This is a genomic window from Mesorhizobium sp. WSM3862, from assembly GCF_002294985.1.
Taxonomy (GTDB): Bacteria; Pseudomonadota; Alphaproteobacteria; order Rhizobiales; family Rhizobiaceae; genus Mesorhizobium.
In genome coordinates, this window is record NZ_NSGE01000003.1 from 25,520 (window position 1) to 41,471 (window position 15,952).

The 15,952-nt window shown below is 65.4% G+C and carries 17 protein-coding genes; 9 read left to right on the top strand and 8 right to left on the bottom strand.

Features of this window, described 5'->3' with window-relative positions; genetic code table 11:
• Positions 1-73: 73 nt before the first annotated feature.
• Together pdxA and rsmA are read left to right on the top strand one after the other, a co-directional pair.
• A complete protein-coding gene (gene pdxA, locus CK224_RS08590; protein WP_095781488.1) occupies positions 74-1,108 on the top strand; it encodes a 4-hydroxythreonine-4-phosphate dehydrogenase PdxA in 1,035 nt (344 codons plus the stop codon).
• Entirely contained in the window at positions 1,105-1,965 is an 861-nt protein-coding gene (gene rsmA, locus CK224_RS08595) for a 16S rRNA (adenine(1518)-N(6)/adenine(1519)-N(6))-dimethyltransferase RsmA (RefSeq protein WP_095781489.1), read from the top strand. The genes pdxA and rsmA overlap by 4 nt, the downstream gene beginning before the upstream one ends.
• Before the next feature lie 48 nt (positions 1,966-2,013).
• On the opposite strand, the gene gmk is transcribed toward rsmA, so the two are convergent.
• The 8 genes from gmk to fabD form a co-directional block, all read right to left on the bottom strand.
• Entirely contained in the window at positions 2,014-2,688 is a 675-nt protein-coding gene (gmk, locus tag CK224_RS08600; RefSeq protein WP_066995702.1) for a guanylate kinase, read from the bottom strand.
• Between the two features lie 5 nt (positions 2,689-2,693).
• A complete protein-coding gene (locus CK224_RS08605; protein ID WP_066995699.1) occupies positions 2,694-3,584 on the bottom strand; it encodes a YicC/YloC family endoribonuclease in 891 nt (296 codons plus the stop codon).
• A gap of 155 nt (positions 3,585-3,739) precedes the next feature.
• Positions 3,740-4,969: an endolytic transglycosylase MltG gene (mltG, locus tag CK224_RS08610; RefSeq protein ID WP_095781490.1), complete on the bottom strand. Its 1,230-nt coding sequence runs from the start codon at positions 4,967-4,969 to the stop codon at positions 3,740-3,742.
• A gap of 103 nt (positions 4,970-5,072) precedes the next feature.
• The gene (fabF, locus tag CK224_RS08615; RefSeq protein WP_095779177.1) at positions 5,073-6,335 is read right to left on the bottom strand and encodes a beta-ketoacyl-ACP synthase II; all 1,263 of its coding nucleotides are present in this window, start codon (positions 6,333-6,335) and stop codon (positions 5,073-5,075) included.
• A 34-nt stretch (positions 6,336-6,369) separates the two neighbouring features.
• Entirely contained in the window at positions 6,370-6,606 is a 237-nt protein-coding gene (locus CK224_RS08620; protein ID WP_006203723.1) for an acyl carrier protein, read from the bottom strand.
• A gap of 313 nt (positions 6,607-6,919) precedes the next feature.
• A complete protein-coding gene (fabG, locus tag CK224_RS08625; protein WP_095779178.1) occupies positions 6,920-7,657 on the bottom strand; it encodes a 3-oxoacyl-[acyl-carrier-protein] reductase in 738 nt (245 codons plus the stop codon).
• Positions 7,658-7,667: 10 nt separating this feature from the next.
• A complete protein-coding gene (locus CK224_RS08630) occupies positions 7,668-7,946 on the bottom strand; it encodes a hypothetical protein (RefSeq protein ID WP_245425825.1) in 279 nt (92 codons plus the stop codon).
• A gap of 11 nt (positions 7,947-7,957) precedes the next feature.
• Complete coding sequence (fabD, locus tag CK224_RS08635) at positions 7,958-8,899, bottom strand: ACP S-malonyltransferase (protein ID WP_095781491.1); 942 nt, start codon at positions 8,897-8,899, stop codon at positions 7,958-7,960.
• Positions 8,900-9,156: 257 nt separating this feature from the next.
• Between fabD and CK224_RS08640 the strand changes: the two genes are divergently transcribed.
• The 7 genes from CK224_RS08640 (at position 9,157) to CK224_RS08670 (ending at position 15,870) form a co-directional block, all read left to right on the top strand.
• Positions 9,157-11,103 (top strand): LTA synthase family protein, encoded by a 1,947-nt coding sequence (locus CK224_RS08640; RefSeq protein WP_095781492.1) that lies wholly within the window; start codon positions 9,157-9,159, stop codon positions 11,101-11,103.
• Between the two features lie 360 nt (positions 11,104-11,463).
• Positions 11,464-11,958, top strand: a complete 495-nt coding sequence (gene rpsF, locus CK224_RS08645; RefSeq protein WP_066995640.1) for a 30S ribosomal protein S6 — start codon at positions 11,464-11,466, stop codon at positions 11,956-11,958.
• Positions 11,958-12,206 carry a 30S ribosomal protein S18 gene (gene rpsR, locus CK224_RS08650; RefSeq protein ID WP_006203718.1) on the top strand — a complete coding sequence of 83 codons (249 nt, stop codon included), beginning with the start codon at positions 11,958-11,960 and terminating at the stop codon, positions 12,204-12,206. Before rpsF ends, rpsR begins: the two co-directional genes overlap by 1 nt.
• A 207-nt stretch (positions 12,207-12,413) precedes the next feature.
• Positions 12,414-12,998 carry a 50S ribosomal protein L9 gene (gene rplI, locus CK224_RS08655; RefSeq protein ID WP_095779181.1) on the top strand — a complete coding sequence of 195 codons (585 nt, stop codon included), beginning with the start codon at positions 12,414-12,416 and terminating at the stop codon, positions 12,996-12,998.
• Positions 12,999-13,224: 226 nt separating this feature from the next.
• Positions 13,225-14,508, top strand: a complete 1,284-nt coding sequence (locus tag CK224_RS08660) for a cyclopropane-fatty-acyl-phospholipid synthase family protein (protein ID WP_066995637.1) — start codon at positions 13,225-13,227, stop codon at positions 14,506-14,508.
• 71 nt (positions 14,509-14,579) lie between these two features.
• Positions 14,580-14,903, top strand: a complete 324-nt coding sequence (locus tag CK224_RS08665; RefSeq protein WP_095781493.1) for a YnfA family protein — start codon at positions 14,580-14,582, stop codon at positions 14,901-14,903.
• Between the two features lies 1 nt (position 14,904).
• Entirely contained in the window at positions 14,905-15,870 is a 966-nt protein-coding gene (locus tag CK224_RS08670; protein ID WP_095781494.1) for a small ribosomal subunit Rsm22 family protein, read from the top strand.
• Positions 15,871-15,952 lie beyond the last annotated feature (82 nt).

Here is a 15,952-nt window from a genome sequence, read left to right on the forward strand (position 1 = left end):
TTCGGCGCATGACAGAACAAGGCTCGAGCCACCCGCCCTGCTTCGAAGCAGGCATGGCGCCCCACGTGACGCCATGAGCGCAAGTAGGACCGACGCGCCGCTGGCGCTCAGCGTCGGCGATCCATCCGGCATCGGGCCCGAGATCGCCATCACCGCCTGGCAGGCGGGCGACAGCGCCGGCGTGCCGCCCTTCTACCTGCTCGCCGATCCTGCCCTGATCAAGGCGCGGGCGCGCGAGATCGGGGCCAACGTGGCGATCATGGAGACCCTGCCGGGGCAAGCGGCGCATCACTTTCCCCGCGCACTGCCTGTCGTGCCACTCTACGCCCGGCATCTGGACAGTCCCGGAAAGCCGAATTCGGCCAATGCCGCGGGCACCATCGAAGCGATCGACCGCGCCGTCGCCGACTGCCTCGCCGGCCGCGCCGCCGCGGTGGTCACCTGTCCCATCGCCAAGAAGCCGCTCTACGACGCCGGCTTTCGCTTTCCCGGCCACACCGAATACCTGGGGCATCTGGCCTCGCGCCACACCGGCGCCGAGGTGACGCCGGTGATGCTGCTTGCCGGGCCCGAATTGCGCACCGTTCCGGTCACCATCCACATCGCGCTTGCCGAGGTGCCGAAGGTTCTGACGAGCGAGCTGATCGTGGCCACAGGACGCATCACCGCGGCCGACCTCGAGAGCCGCTTCGGCATCGCGCGGCCCAGGCTCGCCATCGCCGGGCTCAATCCGCATGCCGGCGAAGGCGGCGCGATGGGCGCGGAGGATCTGTCGATCGTCCTGCCTGCCGTTGAGGCGCTTCAGGCCGAGGGCATCGACGCCGTCGGGCCGCTGCCGGCCGACACGATGTTCCATCCGCAGGCACGCGCCGGCTATGACGCAGCCCTTTGCATGTATCACGACCAGGCGCTGATCCCAGCCAAGACGCTGGGCTTCGACGAGGCCGTCAATGTGACGCTCGGCCTGCCCTTCATCCGCACCTCGCCGGACCACGGCACGGCGTTCGACATCGCCGGCAGGGGCATTGCACGCGCCGACAGCCTGATCGCGGCGCTGAGGCTGGCGCGCCGCCTCGCCGACAGCGGCCGCCGGACTGCGGCGGCATGAGGCTCGATTTGAGCGGGGGGCGCACGACCATCGACGGATTGCCGCCACTGCGCGAGGTGATCGAGCGCCACGGTTTGCAGGCGAAGAAAGCGCTCGGCCAGAACTTCCTGCTCGACCTCAATCTGACGAGCAAGATCGCGCGCGCGGCCGGCGACCTCAGCGAGACGACCGTGATCGAGGTCGGGCCCGGCCCCGGCGGGCTGACGCGGGCGCTGCTCTTCAACGGCGCCAAACGGGTGATCGCCATCGAGCGCGACGAGCGCTGTCTGGAAGCGTTGGCGCAGGTGTCCGGCCATTATCCCGGCCGGCTCGAGGTCATTCCCGGCGATGCGCTGAAGACGGATTTTGCCGCGCTTGCCGGCACGACGGACGGCAGCCCGGTGAAGATCGCCGCCAACCTGCCCTACAACATCGGCACGGAGCTTCTGATCCGCTGGCTGACGACGGCAGACTGGCCGCCCTTCTATCAATCGATGACGCTGATGTTCCAGCGCGAGGTGGCCGAGCGCATCACAGCAAGCCCGGGCAGCGACGCCTATGGCCGGCTCGGCGTGCTTGCCGGCTGGCGCACCGAGGCAAAGATCGCCTTCGACGTGCCGCCGCAGGCTTTCACTCCGCCGCCGAAGGTCACGTCCTCGGTGGTGCATCTGGTGCCGCGTCCATCTCCCCTGCCCACCGACGGCAAGAGGCTGGGCCGCATCACCGAAGCCGCCTTCGGCCAGCGCCGCAAGATGCTGCGGCAAAGCGTGAAGAGCCTGGGCGGAGAGGCCCTGCTCACCCGCGCCGGCATCGACCCGACGCGCCGGGCCGAGACGCTGAGTGTGGAAGAGTTCGTAAGGTTGACGAACGCGCTGTAGCCCGCCGGCCTCCTTCTCCCCTTGTGGGAGAAGGGGAGGCACTGCCTCTCACTCCGTCTTCTCGTCCAGCAAGCCCGAGATGAAATCGAACAGGCCCGGCCGACGGTCGCGGCGCAGGCGCTCGGCTGTAACGATTGCACGCACCTCGGCAAAGGCGCGGTCGAGATCGTCGTTGACGATGACGAAGTCATATTCCTTCCAGTGCTCGATCTCGACGCGGGCATTCTTCAGCCTGGTCTCGATGACCTGCTCCTGGTCCTCGGCGCGGCGCTTCAGGCGCGCCTTCAACTCCTTCATCGAGGGCGGCAGGATGAAGATCGAGACGATGTCGGCGCGCATCTTCTCCTTGAGCTGCTGGGCGCCCTGCCAGTCGATGTCGAACAGCATGTCGCGGCCTTCGGCAAGCGCTGCTTCGGCCGGCTCGCGCGGCGTCGCATAGAAATTGCCGTGCACCTCGGCCCATTCGAGCAGCGCGTCGGAATCGCGCAACCGTTCGAACTCGCGCATGGTGCGGAAAAGATAGTGCACGCCTTCGATCTCCGAGCCGCGGCGCGGCCTGGTGGTGACGGAGACCGACAGCTCCAGGCTCGAATCGCTTTCCAGAAGATTGCGCGCGATCGTCGACTTGCCGGCGCCCGACGGCGACGACAGCACCAGCATCAGCCCGCGGCGGCGGATGCGGGACCCCAGATCCCTGGCGGCCGTAGGCTCCTTGGCAACCATCCCCGTCACTCCAGATTCTGAACCTGCTCGCGAAACTGGTCGACCACCGCCTTGAGCTCCAGCCCGATCGCGGTGACCGCGGCGGCATTCGACTTGGAACACAAGGTATTCGATTCGCGATTGAATTCCTGCGCCAGAAAATCGAGCTTGCGGCCGACGGCGCCGCCGCTGGAAAGCAGCGTGCGGCCTGATGCGACATGCGTCTTCAGCCGGTCGATCTCCTCGCGGATATCGGCCTTGGTGGCGAGGAAGGCCGCTTCCTGATGCAGACGGACCGCGTCGAGATTGGCCGACGCATCCATCAGCAGCCGGACCTGTTCGGTGATGCGCTCGCGGATCGCCGCCGGCTCGCGCGACGGGTCGGCCTCGGCCTTCAGCGTCAGCGCCTCGATGGCGTCGATATGGCCGGACAACAACTTGCGCAGCGCGGCACCTTCGCTCTGCCTTGCCTGCTCCAATCCGGCCAGCGCCATGTCCAGCGCCGACAGGATCGTCGCGTCGAGGGCGGCGCGCTCCTCCTCGGTCTCGACCGTCTCCAGGATGTCGAGCACGCCGCGCAGCGCCAGCAGACCGTCAGCCGTCGCCGGCGCGGTGCCGAACTGCTCCTGGAGGCGCTTGGCCAGTCCCGCCAGGTCCTTCAGGAACGCCTCGTTGACCACCGGCTGCGCCTGCTGGGCGGCGGCGCGCGCGACAGTCAGCGTTGCCTGGAAATTGCCGCGCGCGAAGCGCTTCTGCACGGTCTGCCTTACAGCGGGCTCCAGCCGGTCGAAACCCTGCGGCAGCCTCAGCCTGACCTCGACGCTCTTGCCGTTGACCGATTTGACTTCCCAGGCGATCGACGTGCCGTCTAGCTCAGCGACGGCTCGCGCGAAACCGGTCATGCTCTGCACGTTCATGATGCGTGTCACCCCTTGACGCAGGCCCGGCGCGATTGCCCGAGCATGCGCCCCTTGCAAGACGCCGGACCTCTGGCCAGCGTCGGATGTCCCCTCAAAACATGAATACGGCCCGGCGTCAAAGGAGGCGGGCCAGATCCGGCAATCACCGCGGCCTACTGGGCCGCGTCGCCATTTTCGCCGCTGGCGCCTGCACTGGCACCGTCGTCGGGAGTGGCCGGCGCCGTCGTCTGGCCGGAGGCCTTGGCCGCCGCATCGGCCTGCTTCTTCTGCACCGCCCGATAGCGGGCGACGTTCTGGTTGTGCTCTTCCAAGGTCGCGGCAAAGACATGGCCGCCATTGCCGTCGGCGACGAAATAAAGGTCGTCGGTCTTCGACGGATTGGCCACCGCCTCGAGTGCGGCGCGGCCCGGATTGGCGATCGGCGTCGGCGGCAGGCCCTTGATCAGATAGGTGTTATACGGCGTCTGCTTCTCGATGTCGGACTGATAGATCGGCCTGTCGGCCGGTTTGCCCTTGCCGCCGAACAGGCCGTAGATGATGGTCGGATCCGACTGCAGCCGCATGCCCTTGGCGAGCCGGTTGAGGAAGACCGCGGCCACGCGCGAGCGCTCGTCGCCCCTGCCCGTCTCCTTCTCGACGATCGAGGCCAGGATGACGAAGTCCTCCATATTGGCGATCGGCAGGTCGGGCGCGCGATGCGCCCAGACGTCCTCGACCAGCTTCTTTTGGTCGGCGACCAGCTTTTCGACCATCTGCTGCCGGGTGGCGCCCCGCGTGAAGCGCAGCGTGTCGGTCGCGATGCTGCCCTCGGGCGGCATGGCCGCCGGCATGTCGCCGGTCAGCGCCTCCTGCTGGGCCACGCGCTGCAGCGCCTGCTCAACCGTGAGCCCCTCGGGGATGGTCAGCGAATACATCACCGACTTGCCGCTCTTGAACAGCTCCATGATGTCGCGCATCGAGGCACGCGGCTTGATGGCGTATTCGCCGGCCTTCAGCGCGGAATCGTTGCCGGTGGCACGCACCCCCAGCCTGAAGATGCGCGCATCGCTGACCAGGCCGCGCCGCTCCAGCTGGTCGGCGATCTCCTGAACGCCGGCGTTCGGCTTGACCATGAAGGTGTCGCCATTGGCGGACGGGCCCGGCTCAATGAAGGCCTGCATGCCGAAATAGAGTGCGGCACCCGAGGCAAGCACGACCAGGATGACCAACGAAAGGAAGAAATTCAGAAATACGACGACCTGGCTGCGCGACGCGCGCGAGCGTTTCGACGGCGGCGGCGTGCCAGCCTCGGGGCGCAGCGCCTCGGCGGCTGTCTTGGGCACGATCGGTCCTTGCGCCTGACGCTGTCCGAATTCTCCACCGCCGCCCGGATTTGTATTCATGGCGCCCTACCGTCTGATCTTGCAACGAATCCCCTAGCCGAAGTGTAGGGGCAAATTTGGCAAAAATGACGGCAGGCGGCGGACCTGCCGGTATGCTGAATATTCAGCCATCGTAACGTTGGAAGACGAGCGAGGCGTTGGTGCCGCCGAAGCCGAAGGAGTTCGACAGCGCCACATCGATCTGGCGCTGGCGCGGCTTGTTCGGCACGAGATCGATCGCCGTCTCGCGTTCCGGATTGTCGAGGTTGATGGTGGCGGGGGCAATGTTGTCGCGGATGGCGAGGATCGAGAAGATCGCTTCCGCGGCGCCCGCAGCGCCCAGCAGATGACCGATCGACGACTTGGTGGACGACATCGAGATCTTGGAAGCGGCATTGCCGACCAGCCGCTCCACGGCACCGAGCTCGATCGTGTCGGCCATGGTCGAGGTGCCGTGCGCATTGATGTAGTCGATGTCGGCGGGCGAGAGCTTCGCCCGATTCAGCGCCGCCGTCATGCAGCGGAAGGCGCCGTCGCCGTCCTCGGCCGGGGCGGTGATGTGATAGGCATCGCCGGTCAGGCCGTAGCCGGTGACCTCGGCATAGATCTTTGCGCCGCGCGCCTTGGCGTGTTCGAGCTCCTCCAGGACGACGACGCCGGCGCCCTCGCCCATGACGAACCCGTCGCGGTCGCGGTCATAGGGGCGCGAAGCGATCTCGGGCGCATCGTTGCGCTCGGTGGAGAGCGCGCGGCACGCGGCGAAACCTGCCATCGAAAGCCGGGTGATCGGCGCTTCGGCGCCGCCGGCCACCATGACGTCGGCATCGCCCCAGATGATCAGACGCGCGGCATCGCCGATGGCGTGCGCGCCCGTCGAACAGGCGGTGACGACAGCATGGTTCGGGCCTTTCAGCCCGTGCCGGATGGAAACCTGGCCGGAGACCAGGTTGATGATCTGTCCGGGGATGAAGAACGGGCTGATGCGGCGCGGGCCGCGCTCCTTCAGGATCATCGCGTTCTCGGCGATGCCGTCGATGCCGCCGATGCCCGAACCGATCAGCACGCCGGTGGCGCACTGGTCCTCATGCGTCTCGGGCTTCCAGCCGGAATCGGCCAGCGCCTCGTCGGCCGCCGCGATGCCGTAGAGGATGAAGTCGCCGATCTTGCGCAGTTCCTTCGGCTCGAGCACGGCCTCGGGATTGAAGGTGCCGTTCGAGCCGTCGCCGCGCGGAATGACGTGGGCGATCTTGCAGGCAAGGTCGTCCACCTCGAATTCGGTGATGCGGCAGGCGGCGCTGCGGCCGGAAAGCAGTTCCTTCCAGCTGTGCTCGACACCCATGCCGAACGGCGAAAGCAGGCCAAGGCCCGTGACGACGACTCGCCTCATCGCAGGTCCTCCCCGGCGATACCCGCGGAAAGCCTCAGGCCGAGGCCTTATCGATATACTTCACGGCATCGCCGACAGTCAGGATGGTCTCGGCGGCGTCGTCTGGAATCTCGACGCCGAACTCTTCTTCGAACGCCATCACGAGTTCGACCGTATCGAGGCTGTCCGCGCCCAGATCGTCGATGAAGCTCGCCTGCTCCGTCACTTTGTCGGCATCGACGCCGAGATGCTCGATGACGATCTTCTTGACGCGCTCTGCGGTGTCACTCATTTGGGGCCTCGTCTTACGTTGTGTTGTCTTCGTTAGCGGGCGGAATGCCGCTAATCAAGCTGAAAGATGGTCTTGTGGGAAACGCAACGCCACAGGACCGGTTTTTGCCCGAACCGCCGGGTTGCCGGCCGCATTACACGAAAAACAGCGGGCGTCCAAGCCGAAATGGCTGTTTTCACAGGCGCCCGGAGCTCGGTCGCCCAGATTGTGAGATTCAGCTCAAGCCGAGCCGAAAATGGCGGCTTGCGAGGGCCGGAGCGGAAGCGAAGGAAGCCGCCGTTTGCAGGCCGGCATCACCTGAATCTCAAATACCCTAGATCATCGCCATGCCGCCATTCACGTGGATGGTCTGGCCGGTGACATAAGCCGCCTCATTGGACGCGAGATAGGCGACGGCCGAGGCAACCTCGGCGCTGGTGCCCATGCGCCGCGTCGGAATCGCCGCCATGATGGTCTCTTTCTGCTTGTCGTTGAGCTTGTCGGTCATGGCCGATTCGATGAAGCCCGGGGCGACGCAGTTGACGGTGATGTTGCGGGTGGCGATCTCCTGCGCCAGCGACTTGGAAAAGCCGATCATGCCGGCCTTGGAGGCGCAGTAATTGGTCTGGCCGGGATTGCCGGTGACGCCGACCACCGAGGTGATGTTGATGATGCGGCCATGGCGGCGGCGCATCATCGGATGGGTGAGTTCACGAGTGAGCCGGAACACGGCGGTCAGGTTCACCTCGAGCACGGAATCCCAGTCGGCGTCCGACATGCGCACGAACAGGCCGTCCTTGGTGATGCCGGCATTGTTGACCAGGATGTCGACGCCTTCGAGATCGGCCTCCGCCTTCTGGCCGAGCGCCTTGACCGCGTCGCGGTTGGTCAGATCCGCCGGGAAGAGCTTTACGCGGTCGCCGAGCTCGCCGGCCAGCGTTTCCAGCTTCTCGACGCGGGTGCCGTGCAGGCCGACGATCGCGCCCTGGCTGTGCAGCACCCTGGCGATCGCCTCGCCGATGCCTCCCGATGCACCAGTGACGAGCGCCTTACGGCCGGTCAGTTCGAACATTGCTTCAACCTCATTCTTCCGGACGCCCCGCGAGCGACCCTCGTTCCGCATTTGTCATGTTGTCCAGGCCATAGCAGAAGTTCTCGGCGCTCACGACCGATTCTTCACAAAGCCTGATCTGCTCCAGCACTTCCGCAGCTAGGTAATAGTCCTCGAGATCTTCGAGTCCACGCTCAACGAAGTCACGCAGGTATTCGGCTTTGCTTCGATCAGTCATCGCCACGAGATCGTCGAGGCGACGCTTAGGGAGAAAGACGGATGGAAGTAAGAATGCCGCACCTGCCGGCAAGAGTTCCCTGTTTATCCTAAAGCAGCCAGCGCCGCCTCGACTTCCGCGGCCGTGCCGATGGCGCCGGTCGCGATATCGCGGTTGATGCGTCGCGCCAAGCCCGACAGCACCTTGCCGGCGCCAACTTCGTAAAGCGTCGCGACACCTTTGGCGCCGAACCATTCCACCGTCTCGCGCCAGCGCACGCGGGCAACGACCTGCTCGACCAAGCGGCGGGCGATCTCGTCCGGGTCGCTGGTCGGCGTGACCGAAACATTTGAGACGATGGGAACCACCGGCGCGCTTTTCGCGACCCCGGCCAGCGCCTCGCGCATGATATCGGCGGCCGGCGTCATCAATGCCGAGTGAAAAGGTGCCGAGACCTGCAGCATCAGCGCCCGCTTGGCACCCTTTTCGGTGCAGAGTTTCGCCGCCAGTTCGACGGCCGCCTTGGCGCCGGAAATCACCAGTTGGCCACCGCCATTGTCGTTGGCGATCTGACAGACCGAGCCTTGTGCCGCTTCGGCGCAGGCGGCTTCGACATCGGCCTGCTCCAGCCCGATGATGGCGGCCATGGCGCCCTCGCCCGCCGGCACCGCCGCCTGCATGGCGTTGCCGCGGGTGCGCAACAGCCGCGCGGCATCGGCCACCGAAACGAAGCCGGCTGCGGCAAGCGCCGAATATTCGCCAAGCGAATGGCCGGCGACATAAGCCACCTTGTCCTTCAACGAAAAACCGCGGGATTCCAGCGCCCTTACGGCCGCCAGCGACACCGCCATGAGCGCCGGCTGGGCATTGGCCGTCAGCGTCAGGGTTTCTTCCGGCCCCTCCCAGATCAGCTTCGACAGTTTCTCGCCGAGCGCCTCATCGACTTCCTCGAAGACATGGCGCGCCTCGGGAAAGGCATCGGCGAGGTCCTTGCCCATTCCGACGGCCTGACTGCCCTGTCCCGGAAAGGTGAATGCGACGGCCATGTTAGCGTCTCCAGCAGCTGGTTTTTCCCTGCCTCTGGCGCAAGGCGGACGGCCAAGTCAAGCCCGCAAGCGCCAGTTCAGCGGCTGTTCCAGCCGGGACAACGGCCGAGTTCCCTGTTCTGAAAGGCTTTTTGGCGATCACACCTGATGAAAACCGCTCACGAATCGTTTGCTGGCTCTTCTTATTTCCGCCACAGGCGCTAGCTTTGTGTGACATTTCGATGACAGTGGCGTGACGCGAGTGGAAGACGCGTGACATGGGCCGGGGAAGCAAAGTGGCTAGGATCAGGAAAGGCGCGGCCAAACCCGCGCCGCAATTTTTGGAAGACGATCCGTCCACCGGCTATCTGCCGGGGCGCAGATGGCCGATTGTCCGCTACGGCCTGGCGACGCTGCTTGCCTCCGCCCTTCTGGTGTTCGCCATCGAATGGATTGTGCGCGGCGACTTCTTCGGCACAGTCGACTTCTTCCTGCAGCCCTTCAAGCCCGGCTGGACCACCATCATCGTTTTTTCGCTGGTGTTGATCGGGCTCGACGCCATACTCGGCCGCAGCCATCAAAGCCTGATGATCGTCGCGCCGGTGACATTGGCATTGGCCTTTGTCGGTCACCAGAAATCGCACTATCTTGGCGATCCGCTCTACCCGACCGATTTCCTCTATGCCCGCCAGATCATGGCGCTGATGCCGCTTCTGGTGCGCGAGCGCCCCTGGACGGCAGTGCTGCTTGCGGCGGCGATCGTCGCCAGCCTCGCGCTGCTCGTCTATGGCTGGCGGCTCTGGCGCCGGCGTGTGCCGATCCTCAGCCGCAAGGGACGGCTGGCGCGCTTGACGCTTGCCGTGCCGCTGCTCGCCTTCTTCGTCTCGATCATGGACTACGCCACCTTCTCGTGGACGCGCGACAGGCTGCAGATCATCCCGATCATGTGGGACCAGAAGGAGAACTATGCCTCCAACGGCTTCGCCCTCGCCTTCGCGCTCAACGTGCCGATGGCGCATGTCTCGGCCCCGCCCGGCTATTCCGAGAAGACGATGGATGCGATCGCGCGTCCCGGGGTTGCCGCCTCGGTGCCCGACCAGAAGCCCGATATCATCGTGGTGATGAGCGAATCCTTCTGGGATCCGACGGAGCTTCCCGGCGTCAGCATCAAGCCCGATCCGATCCCGACGGTGCGCGCGCTGCGCTCGGGCTCGATGTTCTCGCCGGAATTCGGCGGCATGACCGCCAATATCGAGTTCGAGGCGCTGACCGGCTTCTCCAACGCCTTCCTGCCGGCGGGCTCGATTCCCTATCAGCAATATGTGCGCACGCCGACGCCGTCGCTGGCGACTTTCCTGAAGAGCGAAGGCTATAGGGCGCGCGCCATCCACCCGGGCACCAACTGGTTCTGGAACCGGGGCGCCGTCTACGCCGATTTCGGCTTCAGCGACTTCCGCTCGGAAGAGACGCTGCCGCCGATGGAGAAGCGCGGGCCGCTGGCCTCCGACGCGGCCATGACCGACGAGATCATGCGCGAGGCCGATGCCAGCGACGAGCCGGTATTCCTGTTCGCGGTCAGCCTGCAGAACCATGGGCCCTACGAGCCCTACCGCTATTACAATCCGACCCATAGCGTCGACGCGCCGATCAGCACCTGGGCGCGGGAATCGCTGCTATCCTACGCCGAAGGCTCGGCCGACGCCGATCGCGGCCTGCAGCGCCTGATCGACTGGGCGAAGAAGCGCGAGCGGCCGACCATCATCGCCTTCTTCGGCGACCACCTGCCGCCGCTCGGCCCGGTCTATGTCGAGACCGGCTTCCTCAAGGACAATGTCGCGCCGCGCAAGGAGCCGACGCCCGAGGCGGCGCTCGAGCATCACGACACGCCGCTGATCATCTGGTCGAACCGCTCCGGTCCGGTCGAGAATCTGGGCTCGGTGAGCCCCGCCTTCCTGCCCTATCATATCCTGACTACGGCCGGGATCACCCACCCCTATTACACCGGCTTCCTCGGCGCGCTGCGCGAGCACTACCGGGTGGTTGACCGCAACCTTTTGCTGTCGCCCTCCGGCGAGGCGACGCCCGACTGGGCGCGGCAGAAGAAGATCGATCCGAAGATCAACGATTTCCGGCTGATCCAGTACGACATGATGTTCGGCAAGCGCCGGGTCGCGCCCGACTTCTTCCCCGAGACGGTAGTCCCGCTCGTCGCGCATATGAGCTGAGTGGATCGCCTTCCGACGAAATGGCCGACCTGCGGCCGGCGGGTCAGCCAATTCCCACAAGCGCCGCCAGGCCTGCGACACTGCGGAGCCGCCGGCCCTCTCTGCCGCCCTTGCCTTCCTCACGAATTGCTGTATAGACGCCGGCAATCTGCCGGTCCTTGCTGGGGGCTGAACGGAGGGCCGTGGCCTTAGAGGGCCACGTCATGAAGCCAGAAGCGCTTTGGGCCTCCCGTGTCTCCGCTCTCGACCGTCTCGTGATGCTCCTTTCTTCCCCGCGCGCCTTTGCGACCGGGTCAGACAAGTTGCAGAGGCTTAGCCGCGAGGGCCGGTGAGAGAAACGAAGAAAGGCAGAAAAACATAATGGCTCTTTACGAACATGTGTTTCTTGCCCGGCAGGACCTGTCGCAGCAGCAGGTTGATGCGCTTGTCGAACAGTACAAGGGCGTCATCGCCGCCAATGGCGGATCGGTCGGCCGGATCGAGAACTGGGGACTGAAGTCCCTCACCTACCGGGTCAAGAAGAACCGGAAGGCTTACTACACGCTGATGGACATCAACTGCCCGCCAGCCGCGCTCAACGAAATGGAGCGCCAGATGGGCCTGTCGGAAGACGTGCTGCGCTTCCTCACCATCAAGGTCGAGGCGCATGAGGAAGGCCCCTCGGCGATGATGCAGAAGCGCGAAGAGCGCTCCGAGCGCGGCGGCTTCGGCGACCGCGACCGTGGCGACCGTGGCCCGCGCTCGTTCGGCGACCGCGACCGCGGCGACCGTGGCCCGCGCTCGTTCGGCGACCGTGATGGCGGCGACCGTGGTCCGCGCCGTCCGCGCGAAAACGTTGAAGGGGGTGCAGAATAATGGTCGACATCAACCAGATCCCGACCCGGCGTCCGTTCCATCGCCGCCGCAAGACCTGCCCGTTCTCCGGCGCCAACGCTCCGAAGATCGACTACAAGGACGTGCGTCTGCTGCAGCGCTACATTTCCGAGCGCGGCAAGATCGTGCCGTCGCGCATCACCGCCGTCAGCCAGAAGAAGCAGCGCGAGCTCGCCAAGGCGATCAAGCGCGCCCGCTTCCTCGGCCTGCTGCCCTACGTGGTTCGCTAAGCTATTGATGCGGGCGGCTTGCCGCCCGCTTCGGCCCACGGCGACGGGCGCCGCAACGGGCAGGCTCAAATCCCGAGTTGAGGCCATAAACCTCTAACTGCCAAAACAGGCAGGACAGCGACACCGGCGAAGACGCCATTTGCTTCCTGACCTGTTCCCAAAGAATCCGCCGTCATCCGCGATGGCGCCAACCAAAGGAACGAAACCATGGAAGTCATTCTCCTCGAGCGCATTTCCCGCCTCGGCCAGATGGGCGAAACCGTCAAGGTCAAGGATGGGTTCGCCCGCAACTTCCTGCTGCCGCAGGGCAAGGCGCTGCGCGCCAACGAAGCCAACAAGAAGAAGTTCGAGGGCCAGCGCGCCCAGCTCGAAGCCCGCAACCTCGAGCGCAAGTCGGAGGCTGCGCAGATCGCCGAGAAGCTCGACGGCAAGAGCTTCATCGTCGTGCGCTCGGCAGGCGAGACCGGCCAGCTCTACGGCTCGGTGTCGACCCGCGACATCGCCGAACTGCTGACCGCCGAGGGCTTCTCCGTCAGCCGCAACCAGATCGAGCTCAACCAGCCGATCAAGACCATCGGCCTCTCCAACGTGGCGATCGCGCTGCATCCTGAAGTCGAGGTCACGGTGACGCTCAACGTCGCCCGTTCGGCCGATGAGGCGGAGCGCCAGGCCAAGGGCGAGACGCTGACGACGGCCGAAGCCATCTATGGCGAAGACATCAACGACAACGCCCGGCCGGAAAACTTCTTCGATCCGAACGCCGAATTCGAAGGCGGCGAGGACAACGCCTGATCGACAAGGCAGGAGCCGTGCTGCGGCTCCTCGTCCAGCGCCGGCTGGACCAACGCCCGGGTCTTCGACCCGGGCTTTTTTGTGCCAATAGGAACTTTTCTAATCCCTATATCTTGTTGCAGATTACGGCGTAGCGCGTCGATTGGACGCGGGCGATGCGCTGTGGCACTTTCGATTTGGCATTCGGTCCGACTGCCGGATGGTCCGTCTGAGGGGACATTTGGTCATGAACATCCTGTTGAAACACGTTCTCGAACGGCTGGTGCGGACCGGCGACCTCAAAGTGACCGGGCCGAAAGGCACGACGCATAAGTTCGGCGACGGCAGCGGCGAACCGGTACACATCCACATCAAGACCATGCATGCCGAGCGCGCGATCACCTTCGATCCGATGCTGGCCGTGCCCGAAGCCTATATGGATGGCGAACTGGACATCCCCGAGGGCGGCGTCCTCGGGGTGATGCGGATCGCTTTCCAGAACATGGGCAGCGGCGGCATCGACGTGACCTGGTCGAAGGCCATCGAAGGTCTGCGCCATGCCTTCCGCCGCCTGCAGCAGATCAACACGGCGTCGAGATCTCGCCGCAACGTGCAGCGCCACTACGACCTCTCCGGCGAACTCTACAAGCTCTTCCTCGACGAGGACATGCAGTATTCCTGCGCCTATTTCGAACAGCCCGACATGACGCTGGACGAAGCGCAGGTCGCCAAGAAGCGCCACATCGCCGCCAAGCTGAGACTTAAAGCCGGCCAGACGGTGCTCGATATCGGCTCCGGCTGGGGCGGCCTCGGGCTTTATCTCGCCAAGGCCTTCGACGTCGACGTGCAGGGCGTGACGCTATCCACCGAGCAGCAGGGCGTCTCCACCGACCGCGCACATGCACTGGGCCTGCAGGACCGCGCGCATTTCGACCTCAAGGATTATCGCGCGCTCAACGAACGCTTCGACCGCATCGTCTCGGTCGGCATGTTCGAGCATGTCGGCGTCAACCACTACCGGACTTTCTTCGACAAGGCGGCGACGCTGCTCAAGCCCGACGGCGTGATGCTGCTCCACACCATCGGCCGGTCCGGTGTGCCGTGGGCGACCAGCGCCTTCATCCGCAAATACATCTTCCCAGGCGGCTACGTCCCGTCGATGTCGGAAGTGCTGCCCGCGATTGAGAAATCCGGCCTTATCGTCACGGACATCGAGATTCTCAGGCTTCACTACGCCGACACGCTGAAGCATTGGGGCCAGCGCTTTGCCGCCAACCGCGACAAGGCTAAGGCTATCTATGACGAGCGCTTCTGCCGCATGTGGGAGTTCTACCTCGCGGCCTCGGAAGCCGCCTTCCGCTGGCAGGACCTGGTGATCTTCCAGTTCCAGATCGCCAAGAAGAACGACACGCTGCCGATGACGCGCGACTATATGGCCAAATGCGAGAAGGCGCTGGAATTGCGCGACCTCGGCCATCAGGAGCCGGCGACGCCCGCCGTCAAGCCGACCCGCCGCAAGAAGGTGGAATAGAACGGCGGCGATTGCCGCTTGCCATTGCGGCCTGACGCCACGAAAAAGGTCTCGTTCGCGAGGCCTTTTTCATGAACTACCTAATCTACATCGCGGCGGCACTTGCCGAGATCGCCGGCTGCTTTTGCTTCTGGGCCTGGTGGCGGCTGGGGAAGTCGCCGCTCTGGCTGGTGCCAGGTCTGGCGTCGCTGGCATTGTTCGGCTTCCTTTTGGCGCTGGTCGACACGAGCGCCGCCGGTCGCGCTTACGCCGCCTATGGCGGCATCTACATTGCCGCTTCGCTCGGCTGGCTTTGGCTAGCCGAAGGCGTGCGCCCCGACCGTTTCGACCTCGCCGGCGCCGCGCTCTCGATCGTCGGCGTCTCGGTGATCCTGCTCGCGCCAAGAGGAGCCTGAATTGGAACTGCCCACCGCGCTCCGGCAAGGCGTCGACAGCCTGCTCGAAAAAGTACCGCTGCCGGCGCTGAAACAGGCCGCGAGAACGCTTTCGGAACGCTATCGCGCCGAGTTGCGTGACGGCCGCCTGCATATGGGCGAAGACATGGCGGTGAAGGCTTACCTGGCGACCAGGCTGCCCGCCACCTATGCCGCCGTTCGCGCCTGCCTGGACGCGCTGGCGGACGCCCGTCCGGATTTCCAGCCGAAAAGCCTGCTCGATATCGGCGCCGGTCCTGGCACCATGCTTTGGGCCACGGCCGATACCTGGCCGGAGCTCGAACGGGCGGTTCTGGTCGAGGCAAGCGCGGCGGTGCGCAAGGTCGGCCAGTCGCTGGCCGCCGGCGCGATCGCTGCCCGCGCGAGCTGGGTAGCCGGCGACGCCACCATCGATCTCGACGGTCTCGACCCGGCGGACTTGATCAGCGTCGCCTATGTGCTCGACGAGATCGCGCCGGCCTCGCTGCCAAAACTCGTCGACCGGCTCTGGCGATTGACGGCCGACACGCTGCTGATCGTCGAGCCCGGCACGCCGGCCGGCTGGCAGCGTATCCTTGCCGCGCGCCGGCAGCTCATCGAAGCCGGCGCGCACGTCTCGGCGCCCTGCCCGCACGAGGCGCCCTGCCCGCTCGCTCCGCCAGACTGGTGCCATTTCTCGCGCCGCGTCGCGCGTTCGCGGCTACATCGGCTCGCCAAGGACGCCGACGTGCCGTGGGAGGACGAGAAGTTCATCTACCTCGCCGCCTCGCGACTGCCGGCGCCGGCGCGCGCGTCACGGGTGATCGCGCCACCAAAGGGCGGTTCGGGCAAAGTCGTGCTCAAGCTCTGCCAGCCCAACGGCCATGCCGGCGAGCGCCTCTCCAGCAAGCGCGACGGCGAATTGTTCAAGGCGGCCAGGCGGGCGGACTGGGGCGACACGCTTGGCTGAGCCGCTTGTGATCCAGGGGCGAGGCGACACCGCGCAGACGAGCTTGCCACGACTGACATAGCCAGCATCGCATTTTCCTGTT